Source organism: Rhodococcus sp. 24CO (assembly GCF_050586165.1).
Lineage (GTDB): Bacteria > Actinomycetota > Actinomycetes > Mycobacteriales > Mycobacteriaceae > Rhodococcus_F.
In genome coordinates this window covers 96,376-111,166 of the sequence record NZ_JAZFNF010000001.1, presented here as the reverse complement: position 1 = coordinate 111,166, position 14,791 = coordinate 96,376, and the positions used below count along the sequence as shown (strand labels likewise).

General features: G+C 60.3%; 15 protein-coding genes. 9 read left to right on the top strand and 6 right to left on the bottom strand.

Annotation, left to right across the window (positions count from 1 at the left end; genetic code table 11):
* Window positions 1-93 precede the first annotated feature (93 nt).
* Entirely contained in the window at window positions 94-546 is a 453-nt protein-coding gene (locus V2B23_RS00545) for a flavodoxin family protein (protein ID WP_430948554.1), read from the bottom strand.
* A gap of 40 nt (window positions 547-586) precedes the next feature.
* Window positions 587-817 (bottom strand): phosphopantetheine-binding protein, encoded by a 231-nt coding sequence (locus V2B23_RS00540; RefSeq protein WP_430948553.1) that lies wholly within the window; start codon window positions 815-817, stop codon window positions 587-589.
* A gap of 154 nt (window positions 818-971) precedes the next feature.
* Between V2B23_RS00540 and V2B23_RS00535 the strand changes: the two genes are divergently transcribed.
* The 3 genes from V2B23_RS00535 to V2B23_RS00525 all read left to right on the top strand — a co-directional run bounded on the left by V2B23_RS00535 (window position 972) and on the right by V2B23_RS00525 (window position 3,907).
* Window positions 972-2,132 (top strand): isochorismate synthase, encoded by a 1,161-nt coding sequence (locus tag V2B23_RS00535; protein WP_430948552.1) that lies wholly within the window; start codon window positions 972-974, stop codon window positions 2,130-2,132.
* A 121-nt stretch (window positions 2,133-2,253) separates the two neighbouring features.
* Window positions 2,254-3,201: a hypothetical protein gene (locus V2B23_RS00530; RefSeq protein WP_430949148.1), complete on the top strand. Its 948-nt coding sequence runs from the start codon at window positions 2,254-2,256 to the stop codon at window positions 3,199-3,201.
* A gap of 55 nt (window positions 3,202-3,256) precedes the next feature.
* On the top strand, window positions 3,257-3,907 hold the full coding sequence (locus tag V2B23_RS00525; RefSeq protein ID WP_430949147.1) for a DUF3105 domain-containing protein: 651 nt from the start codon (window positions 3,257-3,259) through the stop codon (window positions 3,905-3,907).
* 6 nt (window positions 3,908-3,913) lie between these two features.
* Here V2B23_RS00525 and V2B23_RS00520 read toward each other — a convergent pair whose 3' ends face one another.
* Window positions 3,914-4,381, bottom strand: coding sequence for a hypothetical protein (locus V2B23_RS00520; protein WP_430949146.1), 468 nt, complete (start codon window positions 4,379-4,381; stop codon window positions 3,914-3,916).
* Window positions 4,382-4,409: 28 nt separating this feature from the next.
* The gene (gene dapB / locus V2B23_RS00515; RefSeq protein WP_430948551.1) at window positions 4,410-5,174 is read right to left on the bottom strand and encodes a 4-hydroxy-tetrahydrodipicolinate reductase; all 765 of its coding nucleotides are present in this window, start codon (window positions 5,172-5,174) and stop codon (window positions 4,410-4,412) included.
* 103 nt (window positions 5,175-5,277) lie between these two features.
* On the opposite strand from dapB, the gene V2B23_RS00510 reads away from it, so the two are divergent.
* The 3 genes from V2B23_RS00510 to V2B23_RS00500 all read left to right on the top strand — a co-directional run bounded on the left by V2B23_RS00510 (window position 5,278) and on the right by V2B23_RS00500 (window position 10,253).
* Window positions 5,278-7,311: an ATP-binding cassette domain-containing protein gene (locus V2B23_RS00510; protein WP_430948550.1), complete on the top strand. Its 2,034-nt coding sequence runs from the start codon at window positions 5,278-5,280 to the stop codon at window positions 7,309-7,311.
* The gene (locus V2B23_RS00505) at window positions 7,308-8,042 is read left to right on the top strand and encodes an energy-coupling factor transporter transmembrane component T family protein (RefSeq protein WP_430948549.1); all 735 of its coding nucleotides are present in this window, start codon (window positions 7,308-7,310) and stop codon (window positions 8,040-8,042) included. The genes V2B23_RS00510 and V2B23_RS00505 overlap by 4 nt, the downstream gene beginning before the upstream one ends.
* A gap of 78 nt (window positions 8,043-8,120) precedes the next feature.
* Window positions 8,121-10,253, top strand: coding sequence for a hypothetical protein (locus tag V2B23_RS00500; RefSeq protein ID WP_430948548.1), 2,133 nt, complete (start codon window positions 8,121-8,123; stop codon window positions 10,251-10,253).
* A gap of 73 nt (window positions 10,254-10,326) precedes the next feature.
* On the opposite strand, the gene V2B23_RS00495 is transcribed toward V2B23_RS00500, so the two are convergent.
* On the bottom strand, window positions 10,327-10,950 hold the full coding sequence (locus tag V2B23_RS00495) for a TetR/AcrR family transcriptional regulator (RefSeq protein ID WP_430948547.1): 624 nt from the start codon (window positions 10,948-10,950) through the stop codon (window positions 10,327-10,329).
* Between the two features lie 188 nt (window positions 10,951-11,138).
* Here V2B23_RS00495 and V2B23_RS00490 point away from each other — a divergent pair, with 188 nt between their 5' ends.
* Both V2B23_RS00490 and V2B23_RS00485 read left to right on the top strand, forming a co-directional pair.
* The gene (locus V2B23_RS00490) at window positions 11,139-12,098 is read left to right on the top strand and encodes a metal-dependent hydrolase (RefSeq protein ID WP_430948546.1); all 960 of its coding nucleotides are present in this window, start codon (window positions 11,139-11,141) and stop codon (window positions 12,096-12,098) included.
* The gene (locus V2B23_RS00485; RefSeq protein WP_430948545.1) at window positions 12,091-13,251 is read left to right on the top strand and encodes a hypothetical protein; all 1,161 of its coding nucleotides are present in this window, start codon (window positions 12,091-12,093) and stop codon (window positions 13,249-13,251) included. Before V2B23_RS00490 ends, V2B23_RS00485 begins: the two co-directional genes overlap by 8 nt.
* A 32-nt stretch (window positions 13,252-13,283) precedes the next feature.
* On the opposite strand, the gene V2B23_RS00480 is transcribed toward V2B23_RS00485, so the two are convergent.
* Window positions 13,284-14,333, bottom strand: a complete 1,050-nt coding sequence (locus V2B23_RS00480; protein ID WP_430948544.1) for a lipoate--protein ligase family protein — start codon at window positions 14,331-14,333, stop codon at window positions 13,284-13,286.
* A 268-nt stretch (window positions 14,334-14,601) separates the two neighbouring features.
* Here V2B23_RS00480 and V2B23_RS00475 point away from each other — a divergent pair, with 268 nt between their 5' ends.
* A complete protein-coding gene (locus V2B23_RS00475; RefSeq protein WP_430948543.1) occupies window positions 14,602-14,757 on the top strand; it encodes a hypothetical protein in 156 nt (51 codons plus the stop codon).
* The last annotated feature ends 34 nt before the right edge of the window (window positions 14,758-14,791 follow it).

The following is a 14,791-nucleotide window of genomic DNA, read 5'->3' as shown; positions in this document are numbered from 1 at the left end:
GAAACACCGAATCTTATTGAACCAACAACTACTTCATGTCCGGCGACACCACTGCTGTATCAAAATGTGGGATGGAATCAGAAATGGAATGCGTTAGCCCATCACGGTGGCAGCGACGGTTCCACCCAATTCGTAGCACTGCTCACGGATGGATTTGTCCACGGGCACAATCACTTCGAGTGGGTCGGCCACCGGAACCAAACCCAGGCCGGTTGCAAGTGCCCGCACCGACGACACAGCACCGGCAGTGTCATTGTTTCCGTGCACCCACAATCCGTACGGACGCTCCGACACGGCGCCCAAGCACTGGTAATAGGTGGTGTCGAAAAAGTACTTCAATGCCCCGGACATATAGCCGAAATTCGCGGTGGTTCCGAAAATATAGCCGTCAGCACCGAGTACGTCGGGCACTGTCGCCGACAATGCCGGGACGGCAATAACCTCGACGCCCTCGATCTCCGGATCACGGGCGCCTGCCAGCACGGCATCAAGCAATTCATGCGTTGCAGGCGAGGGCGAATGGTGAACCACCAACAAAGTCTTCACGCCCACGAGAATACGACGCGCCTACTGCAGGCATGGCCGCTTACTGCGGGCAGAGGACCTCAACCCATGCATTGATGGTCTGCTCTTCCGCCAACTCGGCAAAATCCGCATCCGCTCCGTCGGCGCGCCACTGTTCGACCAGCATCATGAGCCGCACCGAGTCCAGGCCCTCATCGGTCAGATCCGTGTCGTCGCCGAGTTGTTCTGCCCTCATCGACAGAACTTCGGCGACGTCACGCACAATCCGGGCCCGGTCCACAGTGGCGCTCATCGATCTCCTCGTATAGTACGAATACGGAATGACTTTAGGCCAGCCTAACCATATTGGTACGTTGGTACCCAACTCGAAAGTGGACCCACAAATCTCGCACAACTAAGGCTAGCCTCAACATAGCAATAGTTCCGGACAATCTGGAAGGGCGTCCATGTTTGCACTGGCCGAAGTCGCCGAATACCCGTTGCACACCAACCGATCTGACAACGGAGCGGATTCAGTTTTCCTGCTCTCCCGCAGGCAGACCTCGGTTCAGACCTCCGGAGTGGTAGAAGAATTCGACTCGGCGTTCGACGCTGTCGAGGGACTCAAGACTGGGCGGATCGACTCGGTTGTCGGCGCCCTCCCCTTCGCTCCGTCAACGCCGTGCGCGCTCACCGCACCGCTGAGTTTCACCCGCACGAGGGGTGATTTATATCACTCTGGCGCGGTGGCTCTTCCCCCCGCGGCAGTCGCCGGATGCGAACCAAGCCCTCTCGAGCACACCCGACGAGTTCGCGGTGCGATCACGCGACTGCAGGCGGGCGAATTGGACAAGGTCGTTCTCGCACGCACGCTCGCAATCGCAACCGAATCGCCGATCGCGCCCACAGCACTCACGCGGAAATTGATCTCGCTCGATCACTCGCACAACGGGTTCTGCGTCGACCTCTCCCCGGCCGGCGGGAAATATCGCGGGCGAGCCTTGGTCGGTTCGACGCCGGAAGTCCTGATCGAACGCCGCGGAGACATAGTCACCTGCCACCCGCTCGCAGGTTCGATTGCACGACACCCTGATTCGCAGCAGGACGAAGCACACGCCCAGGAGCTCCTGGCGTCCACCAAGGATTTGTCCGAGCACAAATTTGTCGTCGATTCGATCAGCGCGGTTCTCGGACCACTGTGCCGATCATTCTCAGCGCCAAGCACTCCCGAACTGCTCCGCACGCCTCAACTCTGGCACCTCGGTACCAAGATCGAAGGGGTACTGGCCGACCCGAACACAACGGCGCTCGAACTCGCGCTTGCACTGCACCCCACTCCGGCGATCTGCGGAACACCGACCGATGTCGCTCGCGATCACATCACCGAGACCGAGGACGATCGCGGCTTTTACGCAGGTGCAATCGGATGGTGCGATCGGACCGGCGACGGAGAATGGATGGTTGCCATCCGATGCGCTGAGATCGCGGCTGACGGCCTCTCTGCGAAGGCCTACGCCGGTGGCGGAATTGTTGCATCGTCGGATCCCGATACGGAACTGCGTGAAACCAGTACCAAGTTCCGAACGATTCTCAGCGCATTCGATCTATCCGAAGGTCTTGCCGATTAGTGGCCTCCTTCCGGCCGATGCACTCATTTTGATACCAACAGGTCGAGCGTCCAGTACCGTTTTGGGTGATACATCTTAATTCGTCTCTGGCTTCTCGCCTGGAGGGTTCCCTGTGAATCGAATGCACGCGCCAACCCGCCGCGCTGCGATGGTCGCCGGTGCATTGACTGTCCTCGTCACCGGAATTCAGTTCGGAACCGCAACTGCGCAGCAGGTATCCCCAACCTTCGAGGTGTTGTGCACCCCGACTGACACCGGCCTCACCGAACTGTCCGGGTTGGCAGAGACTGCCGCCGGAATGTACGCACTCGGCGACAGCGGGGCAGACGACCGGATTGCCGAAATCGATTCGACCTGTCAGGTCACTCGCTGGCTACCGGTGGGAACTGAGACCTACGATGTCGAAGATCTCGACTCCACTCCCGACGGCACTCTGTGGCTTGCCGACATCGGGGACAACAACAAGCTCCGTACGTCCGTAGCGCTGATCGGATTCGATCCGTCCCGCGCGGAAGCGGCCACGCCACGTGTGCTGACATATCCCGACGGCGCACATGACGCCGAGACCTTGCTCATCTCGACCAACGGAATGCCCGTCATCGTGACGAAGGACTACCTCGGGTCGAGTAATGCCTACGCACCCGTCGGTAACCAGAATGTGCATGACCTGAGCACCACCGTTCCGACACAACTGACCAAGGTCGGGCACCTGCAATTCTCTCCGACCACCACCCCGGGCGGCCCGGTCGACGGAGCGGGAACAATGGCCGTCACCGGCGGCGCGGTCAGCACCGACGGCACGGTGGTCGCCCTGCGCACGTACACCGACGTCTACCTGTATTCAGCCCCCGACGGTGACATAGCGAAAGCCCTGTCCACCCGAGCGATTCGGGTTCCGCTCCCGAACGAACCCCAGGGCGAGGCAATCACATTCAACAACGACGGAGATCTGATCAGCGGATCCGAGGCCTACCAAGGGCCACTGCCGCCGCTCCTCGTCCTTCGCGGAGCGACCGCGCTTGCCGTGGCAGGAGGCTCGGCCGGGCCCCTGGGATCAACGGGTTCATAGACTCGGGGTCAATCCGCGGGACCGCTATCATCGCGGGGTGAATACACGAATTCGGATGAGCGGCGCCGCCATTGCACTGGCATGCACCGTTGCCCTCGCGGCAGCGGGATGCACACACGCGGTCAATGGCACCCCGCTCCCCGATCCGTTTGTTCCGAGCGCCGACAACCCTGATCCGTCGGAAGCCATCGACGGGGTTGTGTTTGTCGAATACCCAACGGCACTTCACGTCCAGCCCAATGAGCGTGTGGCATACACACATTCACCACCGTTCGGTGGTCGACACGACGGGGTTTGGGCAAAGTGCACCGGAATTGTGTATCCACAGGCGATCCGAACCGAAAATGCCGTTCATTCACTCGAACACGGCGCGGTCTGGATCACGTACAACCCTGATCTTGTCTCCGCCGGCGACGTCGAACTCCTCGCCGAACGAGTCAGCGGAAATAGCCATATGCTGATGTCGCCCTATCCGACCCTCGACGCACCGATCTCGTTGCAGTCGTGGGGACATCAACTCGCGGTCGACCAAGCATCCGACGTCCGAATCGATCAGTTCATCTCGGCGCTTCGACTCAATCCCACGACGTATCCCGAAGTGGGAGCGACGTGTTCGATTCCACCGTTGAGCTTCGACCCGGACAACCCGCCACCGTTCGACCCCACCACTCCGGATCCGGCGTCCCCCACCACCGTTCCGGAGTAGACGCGTCTACTTGCCGCGCTCGCGTCGTTCCAATTCCACTGCCCGGCGCATGGTTTCGCGGGCACGGCTTCGGTCGCCCGCGTAGTCGTAGGCGCGGGCGAGACGGAAGTTCTGCTTCCAGTTGTCGGGATCAGCTTCCCAGTCAACTTTGACCTTCGCGAACAACTCGTCGGCTGCAGCGCGCTCGATCCGGCCCGACGGCAGTTTCGGGAGCGTGGACGCGTCGACTGCCAGGCCTTCGTCGTGGATCTGCTGAGCCAGACGCTGGTGGGTGAATCCGGCCCGCAGTGTTGCGATCACCAGCCACAGTCCCAGGAACGGCAGGATGAGAACACCGATTCCCAGTCCGATGGCCACGCCGCCGCCGTCTTGGATGAGCTGAATTCCGCGTTGGCCGAGCAGCACGAAGTACACCGCCAAAGCAATGCAGATCGCCGTGATCAAGATGAGCGTGCGGGTGGTTTTGTTGTTCATTTTCGTTGTACTCACAGGCCTGTAGTGCTCACAAATCCAGGAACGAATCGATACCGACGGTAAGGCCGGGGCGAGACGCGATCTGGCGAACGCCAAGCAGGACACCCGGAGCAAAAGAGTTTCGGTCAATGGAATCGTGACGGATGGTGAGCGTCTCGCCCTGTGTGCCCAGGATGACCTCCTGGTGCGCGACCATCCCGGCCATGCGCACCGAATGCACGCGCACACCGTCCACGTCAGCGCCGCGAGCGCCGTCGAGTTCGGTGGTCGTGGCGTCAGGACTTGGACCAACACCAGCTTCGGCGCGCGCTGCGGCGATCATTGCCGCAGTGCGGTACGCGGTGCCGGACGGCGCGTCAGCCTTGTAAGGATGGTGCAGTTCGATAACTTCGACGGAATCGAAGAACCGCGCCGCGGCAGCCGCGAAGCGCATCGACAGCACTGCGCCGATCGCGAAGTTGGGCGCGATCAGGACACCGGCGGTGGGCTGGGCGTCGACCCACGACTGCACCGTCGCCAGGCGACTCTCGTCGAACCCTGTGGTGCCGACCACGGCGTGAATGCGATTGGCTACGAGAAACTCCAGGTTTCCCATCACGACATCGGGATGTGTGAAGTCGACCACGACCTGAGTGCGGGTGTCGACAAACGTCTCGATCGGATCGCCGGTATCTACTTGCGCAACCAGTTCCAGATCAGCTGCAGCCTCGACTGCTGCGCAGATTGCCTGGCCGACCTTGCCCTTGGCTCCCAGAACCCCAACCCTGATGGGTGCTGCACTCACGTCTTCCACGCTCCGTCCGATGCATTGTTGTGAGGTAAAGCCTACGCAACCGGGCAGATGGGCTCACCATCAGTGCAACAGGAGTTTCGTCACGACTGGCACACTGGAGTTGGTGAGCATCCGCCCAGAAATTCAGCCAACCGGCAACTTGCGCCCACTCGAGGTAGCGACCGGTGCCGTGATGGCCGGATTCACGGTCGCTCTTTCCGTCATCGCGACAGTTATTCCGCTGGCGAGTGCACTCCATCTTGTTGCGGCTGTTCCGATGGGGATTGTTGCTCAGCGGTTCCGAATCCGCGCTGTGGTGGCCTCCGGGGTCGCTGCCACCGCAGTTGCGTTTGTTGCCGCCGGCTCGGGTTCTGCATCTGCGGTTGCACTGTGCGCTCTGCTCGGCGGAATTATCGGCAACGTCAAAAGGCGGGGGCGCGGGTTCTTTTCCGCGCTACTGGCGTCGTGCGTTGTCGGACCGGTTCTGGCCCTCTTCTCCATAGTTCTGTTGCTCATTCTCTCACCGCTACGAAATCTGTTGTTGGATTCACTCGACAACACAGCTCGTGGTGTCGCCGAAATTCTCAGAAGATTTCCGTACTTCATCGGGATGGCCGATGTCATCGAAAGCAGTATCGGTGCCATCATCGATTACTGGTGGATCTGGATTGCCGCGTCCGCCACGCTGGGCATCATCATCAGTACCGTTGTCTCCTACTTTGTTCTCGGTGCCGTTCTCGATCGATTGGCTGCACTTCCCACAGTCGATCCGCTGGCTACGACGCCCGACGACCGGGCGATCAATCCGTTGCCGCTGACGCTCGAACACGTCGGCTTCACCTACCCGGGTTCTTCGACACCGGCGTTGACGGACATCAACTTCTCGATCGACCGCGGCGAATTTGTCACCGTCGTCGGTCACAACGGTTCCGGAAAATCGACCCTGACGCGCCTTCTCGCCGGTCGGGCGCCGTCCACCGGTCTCCTGGTGCGACCGGGCGCCGCGGGCCTCGGCCATCACGACGGTACGGCGGTGGTCCTGCAGCGACCCGAAAGCCAGATCCTCGGGACGCGCGTCGCCGACGACGTGGTGTGGGGCCTGCAGCCTGAGCATGTTCCGGATATCGAGGCACTCTTGACCGAAGTCGGACTGGGCGGAATGGCGATGCGTGAAACGTCGTCACTCTCGGGTGGCGAGATGCAGCGCCTTGCTGTCGCCGCCGCCCTCGCCCGTCGGCCCGCATTACTCATCGCCGACGAAGCCACCGCGATGGTCGATCGCACCGGCCGAGAAGAACTGGTGGAGCTGCTGGCGACTCTCCCCCGCCGGCACAATATGGCCGTTGTTCTTGTCACCCATCATCAGGCCGACACCCGCAAAGCAGACCGGGTCATCCAGCTGGAGAACGGCCGCCAGATCGAACATGAGCCGGGCTGGATGGTCGGCACCGGAGCGCCGGCGGCGCCCACCTACTGGCCGCGCAGCACCAAGGCCCTCCTCGAGATCAGGAATCTCTCGCACACGTACAACAATCGGACTCCGTGGTCGCGCACCGCGTTGTCCGACGTCAATCTCACCATCGGCTCAGGCGACGGCGTATTGGTCCTGGGCGGCAACGGCTCCGGAAAATCCACGCTGGCCTGGATCATGGCCGGATTGACGGTACCCACGTCCGGTACGGCCTTGTTCGACGGCAAACCGATTGCCCGCCAGGTGGGTTCGGTTGGCCTGACATTCCAGCACTCGCGGCTGCAACTGCAACGTCGAACTGTGTCCGAGGACATCGAGGCTGCGGGTGGGCCCGAAATCGGGTCCACACAGGTTTCCTGGGCACTCGACGCTGTCGGACTCGATCGCCGTCTCGCCAGCCGCAGCATCGACCAACTGAGCGGCGGGCAGATGCGCAGAGTGGTGCTCGCCGGTTTGCTCGTCCGCCAGCCTCAGATGCTTATTCTCGACGAACCACTCGCAGGTCTCGACCCACCTGGCCGAGCAGCCATCATGAACGTGCTGACCTGGATCAGACGCAACGGCACCGCGCTGGTCGTGATCTCACACGACGTCGACGGCATGGATGGCGTGTGCAGCAGGACAATTCACCTCGCTGACGGCGTACTGACCGAAAACCCCGTCACACTGGAAGAGACCCGGCGATGACCACACTCCTGCGCGAAGTACCCACCACCTCACCGATCCACAGACTGTGGGCCGGCACGAAGATCATCGCCGTGGTTCTCATCAGCCTCGTCATGGTGATCGCACCGTCGTGGCCGTCCATTGCCGTGATCACCGGACTACTGGTCGTCACCGCCGCACTCGGCCACATTCCGCCGACAGCAATCCCGCGCCCACCATGGTGGATATGGCTGCTACTGCTGGGCGGTGCCCTGGTCAACCTCCCGATCGGCCTCGACGCCGTGTACCTCTACCTTCGGGCAGTCACCTTTGGAATCATATTGCTGTGCGCGTCACTGATGTTGGCGTGGACCACCTCGATGAGCGACGTCGCTCCCGCACTGGCGACACTCGGACGTCCGCTGCGGTTCCTACGACTCCCGGTAGACGAGTGGGCAACAACGGCAGCGCTCTGCATTCGCTCCCTCCCCCTCCTGATCGAGGAAATGCTCACGCTGGCCGCAGCTCGCCGACTCCGGCCGAAAGGCGTGGTGCACAGCGCGTCCGACAACACGATTATCGATCTGGTCACCACCACGATGTCGGTGGCGATCCGGAGATCCGCCGAAATGGGTGAAGCTATCTCCGCACGCGGTGGAACGGGATTGATCGCCGCCTATCCGAAGCGTCCGCGTCGGGCTGATCTGCTGGCGATCACCGTTGTCGTGCTTTCGTGCGCCGGAGCGATCACTTCCACAATAATCTTGGGATAAAACGAGCCCAGTTCGAACACATGGCGAGCACCAACCCGAACGGATACTATTCATCGTCCGTAGGGAGGAAACCGGCTCGTGAAGAAACTTTTCTGCTTGATTCTGGTCATTTCACTCGCTGTTGCGGGATATGTCTACCGCGATAGGATCATGGACGAATTCCAAACGCGGCTACAAGACGAGACCGCCACAACCTCGGTCACTGCCGACGGATTCACCGTCGACAAAGAAATCAACTTTCTGGGAAAGCGCCAGTCCATTCGCGTGACTGGTCCAGCGGGCGTTGCCCCAGCGGGGACGACCGTGGCCGTGCATATCGCACATAATCGAGAAACCATCTTCCCAGGCCAAGAATTCGGAATATTTGAACCGGTGGGTCATTCGATGGACATCACACTCGGCAACGGCTCGATCCAGCCGTCAGTCCCGATTGTGGTGAGCGTTGAAGTCCCGGACGGCAATGCACTCGACGACGAAACAGTTCTCGCATTCACTGACGGCACCGACGGCGACCTCGAGCCATTGCCCGTCACGGCCACGCGCAGCAACGGGCGAATGAACTACACCACTACGATGGCCCACCTCAGTGGGATCACCTTTGCAAACCTGTCACCGGCCAACCTATTGAAGTTGCTGGAAAAGGGCATGCAATCGCTTGCCGGCGAGAAGTACGACGCTCCTGGCTGCATGGGCGAAGAGGTAACGGTCAACGGGGTAACGCTCGTCGCAGAAATGCCTCGACGCCTCAACTCCGATAATTCATTCAGCGACGACATTCGTGACGTTGTCTGGCCGTGCCTGAAGCCCATCGATAATGGTGTTGCCGTCGTTCTGAACTCATCTGGTGCCGCCTCTCTCGAAGTCTCCGGGAACCCTCGTTGGTCGAGGGCCTTCCCGATATTCAATGGAGCGACTGATTCCCTAACTGCCGCCGCAACAATGGCGCTCGGTGAGCGTTCAAACGTCTCTTACGTTCAGCCCGGTCAATCAACGCAACTCGAGTACCCCACCAGAAACCTTCCACACATCATCACGCTGTCTTCGAGTCCGGGTCCACTACTGACTCAAGCTTTCTTCTGGACACTCGACAACGTTCCTACTTTGGGCTGGCCGAAAAAGCTCGACAAAATCAACACGGCACGATCCGTTGTCGACTGCGCGTATGAAGGAGGCGCTGCAATCGCCGCCCAGAGCTCGACCGACATTCTCAAATCACATGCGGGCTGCTTGGCAACGATCGCCGGCAAAGCGGGCAGCTTTGGGTATCAACTCGTCATGTCGGTTTTCAGCACCGCGTTCCAAATCATCTACAGCAGCATAGACGGCGTCGTCCGTACATTTATGGGCGAAGATCGATTCGGTATCGAAGTCAAGCAATCCGCATCAGATAATGACGTGAGCTCCTCGCAAATAAATTTCAGGTCCCCGACCGGGAATATCTTGTGTCAGATGAGCGGTTCCGACCTGGCAGGACAGTGGGGTGGGGGTGGTATCGGTAGGCCGGACGTAGCGTGCCTGGCTAACGAATACACTGGAGACAATATTCTCGCGTATTGCGACAGTTCCACCATCACCAAATATTCGGGCGCCGCGGCCATCGGACGATCTAAGAATCCGGTGCGAGGACTGTGTACAGGCGGACAACCATTCTCCGGATCAGGAATCGGAAACCCTGAAGTACTCGACTATGGGAAATCGTTGCAATGGAACGGTTTCACGTGCTCCAGCGACTACACCTCTGGAATCACCTGCATTGAGGACTCGACTGCAAGTGGTTTCGTCATTTCCCGAGACGCGGTGAAGTTGATGGGCGGGGATGCAACCCGATACGCAGAAATGCGTCCCGATGATTCTCCGATGGACGCTGACCTCGGTCTGTACAGCGACGAATGGGCAATCAAGGGACTGTCCCTGAACCTTCTCCCTAACTGGACTGGACAGCTACGTCGTAATAGTGGGGCCATCGACAACGCGACATGGAATGTGACATGGGAGAAATCAGGTACCGCACAAGCCCGCGTGACCATCGGTGCTCTAACAAGTTCGAACAGCCCGCTGTCCGACGAGCTCCAGCCGGGTTCTGCCTACGACGTGAAAGTCAGCGGTACCCCGAAACGGATGACTATCTCCGGTCCGGTGTCCGGGTCCGGGTCCGGACGATCACTCGACACGATCCTGTGCGCAGACGACAGGAGGGCATGTCCTGGTTAACGTCTTTGATCCCTGTGAAACACCCGTCGTCCACGAAAGTTGACCACGGTGGTTTCCAAACAATTGTCCCTTGTCACCCAAGGTCCGTAGAACGCTTCGTTTGCGCAGTGATCCCAGCGCCCATCCAACGGCGCAGGTATTGCCGTAGTTCGTCGTCGCTTCGAGGTGGATTACCCGGCGAAATGAAGAACGACTGCATCGTGCGCAGGACGTATTCGACGAGTTCCCGAAGAGCAGCGTCGTCGTAGCCGTACTTCTTCCAATCAACGTCGAAGCGGTTGATCATCGCAATTCCGAAGGCCTGAGCCTCGTCCGATGTGAGACCGTCGGGGTGAAGGTTCGAGTATGTTCCCGTCAGCAAAATGCCAAGATGCGGGATTCTGCGGACCTCGGTCAGCGTGTAGACAACACCCTCGGTCATAGCGTCGACGGGATCTTCGATGCCGCTTACATGGACAGTGAGCCGATCGAGAAATCCGGCGACCGATGCGATTGCCGCTGCTCGCATCAGAGCGTCGGAGTTGGGGAAATACCGATACACCGTCTGACGGATCACACCCAACGACTCCGCGATATCGGCGATGCTGATCGCCGAGCCCGTTTGCCCGATCAAATCGACTGCCGTGGAAACGATTCGACGAGCTGCGTCGTCATCGTCGACTGGCGGATTTCCGCCCCACCCACGTCTTCGCGCCACTACCTGTATTCCTCACTCGAATCGAGAAACCCAGGCTAACACCTGTCCGTCGACACGAATTCTGCGCGCATCACGGAATTGTGACCATACACAATCATCAGTTTGTGTATGGTCACAATCAGAGCGTGGCTTTCGGGACATCCGGGCAGCCACCTACCCGACCCTCCGGAAAGACGAGGTTTCGAGAAGTGACTGATCTACACGTCCGAAAAATGAATTTTGCTTTCGAGGACTACGACGTCCCCTTCCTGTGGAACGAGGAGAATCCGGCCTTCTCGAGCATGGCAAATGCCGTCTCGTTCCTGGCCATCGGTTTCGAGAAGATGATCGTCAAGCTCATCATGCAGACCAAACCGCTGTTGACGGATCGAGCAGTCGCCGAGGAAGCCGACGCGTTCATGCGCCAAGAGGGACAGCATTCTTCGGCGCATCGCCAACACGTCAAGGGCTTGATCAGGCGATATCCCGGCCTGCAAGAAACTCTCGACGACGTGGTCGGCGAGTTCGACAAGCTCACTGCAGAGACGTCGGTGAACTACCGACTGGCGTACACCGCCGACCTCGAAGCAACCTTCACCTCGGTGTTCAAGCTGATGCTCGACAACGAATCAGCACTTTTCCGCCCCGGCGACGACAGAGTTGCGTCGCTGTTCATCTGGCACTTCGTCGAGGAGGTCGAACACCGGAGTTCCGCCCTCATCATCTTCGACTCCGTCGTCGGCAGCGATCTCTACCGGATGCGCATGGCACCGTCAATTTTCCGGCACGTCATGAAGGTGATCAGGCTGGCCTCCTTGGGCTTCAACAAGCATGTGCCGCGCGAAGATCGGCAGGTCGACGCGATGGCAATGTTCGCGTCGTATCGCAACATGCAGTTTCTTCGCAAGCGGTTGCCGATGCTCGAGGCACAGGACAACGGACCGATGTCTCGCGCGTTCGACGTCCTTCCACTCGGCGAGCAACTCACCGCACTGCGGGGAGTGATCCGCAGTCAATTGCCCAAGCACAACCCCGCCACCGAGAACCTGCCTGCCCTGGCCGACGTGTGGTTCGAACGTTTCGAAGCCGGATACGACGTAACCCGCTGGTATACAGCTGAATCGAACAGCACAGGATCGAAGAGCACAGGGCGGTCGAACAATGGCTGACCTCTGTTCCCCCACCTTCGACCAACTCGCCACGGAACTCGGCTTCTCCTGCGCAGAAGCGGGCGGACTGGTCGAACTCCGCAACCCCTTCGGGCTGGAGAACTGGACTCTTCCGGTTCTCGAATGGACCATCATCATCGGCTCGGTGCTCGCGCTGATTCTCGCGATCGTGCGCTTGCGTCGCAATGGCGATCCGACCAACCTCGTACTGTGGTTCGGCGCCACCGCCTACCTGTTCATCATCGAACCGCCGCTGTACTTTCCCGCGGCCTTCGGCATCGAACAGCACGTGGATACGATGTTCGCGCACAACGTGTTCAGCGTCGATTTCCTGTGGGGCAGACTCCCCCTCTACATCATCGCTATCTATCCACTGATGGCGACGCTGGCCTTTGAAATTGTCAAGATGCTGGGCGTGTTCCGCCGGTACGGTGTGCTCGCCGGCGCAGTGTGCGTGGGCTTCGTCCACCACGCGTTCTACGAGATCTTCGACCATCTCGGACCACAGCTTCGGTGGTGGGAATGGTCGACGGCAAACCCGATCAACCAACCGATGTTCGACGCCGTCCCATTGCCGAGCGTTGTTGTGTTCGCGGCCTTGTGGCCGATGTCGCTGGCATTCTGCGTCCAGTTCTTCGTGGGCCGCCACGTCGACAACGGCCAACACTTCACCGGACTCCAATTGGTCTGGCGCACAATCGTCATCGGTGTCCTGGCCTCAGTGGGCACGTTCATCCTGCCGTTGCCCGCGACAGTCTTCGGCGCGGGCAGCGACACGGTCCGAGGAGTACTCTACGCAGCGGAACTGGTGATCCTCTCGGTTGTCGCGGTAACACTGTTGATCCGCCAGTGGACCCGGCTGCGCAGCGAGCCGTCGGATACACCCCCGTACCTCAACAGGTTTGTCCAGTACTACAGCGTGGTGTACCTGTGCATCATGGCCGTTCTCTGGGCCAGCGCCCTACCCGATTTCTTCGGTGCCGTCGACGGTTCCACCAGCAACGGAGACCCGATCGGAAATCTCTGGTACACGCTGGCGTGCTTCGCCATCGCAATACTCTGCGTCGCTGCAACATTCACCGTGACGCGTCGCAGTGCTACAGAAGGTGTCGCCCCATCCACTGCGGAGCAACCCACTCCCCACACCGCATGACTTAGTTCCATACCGGCTCGAGTGGACGCACCTTACGGCACGCGGTGCGTCCACTTCTCGGTGCTGAACTTGGTCCCCACCAGCTCACGCGCCTGTTGCAACTCGGCTTCGGTGTAGGAACTGGTGCGAGTGTCGTGCTGCGATCGGAAGTATTCCTCGAACGAGGTCAAGATCGCGGCGCGTGTCATTCCGGTCTGGGAGCGGAGCGGGTCCACTCGCTTGGCCGCACTCTTGGTTCCCTTGTCGGACATCTTCTCTCGGCCGATTCGCAGAACCTGCGTCATCTTCTCCGCATCGATGTCGTAGGCCATGGTCACGTGATGAACGACTGTGCCGCCGGCGAACCGCTTCTGTGCGGCACCGGCGATCTTGCCCTTATCGGAAGCGATGTCGTTGAGCGGCACGTAGCGCGCGGTGATTCCGACTTCGGCAAGTGCGCCCATCACCCACTGGTCCAGGAAGGCGTACGACCGTTCGAAACTCAGCCCCTCCACCAATGACGCGGGTACCACCAACGAGTACGTGATGCAGTTACCCGGTTCCATGAACATCGCACCGCCGCCTGAGATCCGGCGCACAACACCGATACCGTGGCGCGCAGCAGCTTCCGAGTCGACTTCATTGCGTACGGATTGGAACGAGCCGATCACGACCAGCGGCGAATCCCAGTCCCAGAAACGCAGAGTCGGAGGACGCTCACCGGACGCCACCTCACGCGCGATGACCTCATCGAGCGCAACGTGCATCGCGGGATCGAGGACCACCGGCGGAATAACGTCGAATGTGTGGTCCGCCCAACTGGTGGCGTGACCGAGCGCGCGGCGAATCGCGATGCCGACCGACTCCGCGGTGAACCCGATCATCGACACAGATTCGTCGAGCGTGGCGATGATCGCATCCGCGAGCTGTTCGACGTTGGCGTCCGCCGGCATACCCGTCAGCGCTCCGTTGATGTCATCCAGCGCGCTGTCCGGCTCGAGGAAAAAATCGCCGGAGACCGCGACGTGGGACAGCTGCCCATCCTCGACCTCGACATCGACTGCAACGAGCTTGCCACCAGGAACCTTGTACTCTCCGCGCATGTGTTCAGCCTATCCCCGCGGGATCCGCCGACGGCGCGCGCCGTCGGAGCATCCGTCGTCCGGCGCAGGGCCATTACGCACTCGCGCGCGTAGTTTGCCCTGCGGCGTCGCAATTGCCCTGCGACAGCAGAGGGCAGAGTCACATATCGAATTCTTGGTGAGGCAATGCACCGCGCCGGGTCGCGCCTGCCACCGAGCGAAATGATGCCGAGGGTGCGATCATTAGCCCATTCGGCTCGTATCCTGACGAGCCACAACGGAGGTGCACATGAAGGTCCCGGCGTTCCACTCGACGGTTCCTTCCGATCTCGATGTCTACCACGACAACGAGAGCTGCATCCTTGCCGCACGCATCGATCCTTCGGATCGCATTGACGGCGTCGACGGTCGCCCGTGGTGCACTGCGTGCGCGTCGTTGGACTAACAGATTCTCTGCCGATACGTCTGAATGCCAACAT

What these genes read in the sequence shown, in the direction of transcription:
- V2B23_RS00540 (WP_430948553.1), bottom strand. Translation starts at nt 817, where the DNA reads ATGAGCGCCACTGTGGACCGGGCCCGGATTGTGCGTGACGTCGCCGAA.
- V2B23_RS00535 (WP_430948552.1), top strand. Translation starts at nt 972, where the DNA reads ATGTTTGCACTGGCCGAAGTCGCCGAATACCCGTTGCACACCAACCGA.
- V2B23_RS00530 (WP_430949148.1), top strand. Translation starts at nt 2,254, where the DNA reads ATGCACGCGCCAACCCGCCGCGCTGCGATGGTCGCCGGTGCATTGACT.
- V2B23_RS00525 (WP_430949147.1), top strand. Translation starts at nt 3,257, where the DNA reads ATGAGCGGCGCCGCCATTGCACTGGCATGCACCGTTGCCCTCGCGGCA.
- V2B23_RS00520 (WP_430949146.1), bottom strand. Translation starts at nt 4,381, where the DNA reads ATGAACAACAAAACCACCCGCACGCTCATCTTGATCACGGCGATCTGC.
- V2B23_RS00505 (WP_430948549.1), top strand. Translation starts at nt 7,308, where the DNA reads ATGACCACACTCCTGCGCGAAGTACCCACCACCTCACCGATCCACAGA.
- V2B23_RS00485 (WP_430948545.1), top strand. Translation starts at nt 12,091, where the DNA reads ATGGCTGACCTCTGTTCCCCCACCTTCGACCAACTCGCCACGGAACTC.
- V2B23_RS00480 (WP_430948544.1), bottom strand. Translation starts at nt 14,333, where the DNA reads ATGCGCGGAGAGTACAAGGTTCCTGGTGGCAAGCTCGTTGCAGTCGAT.
- V2B23_RS00475 (WP_430948543.1), top strand. Translation starts at nt 14,602, where the DNA reads ATGAAGGTCCCGGCGTTCCACTCGACGGTTCCTTCCGATCTCGATGTC.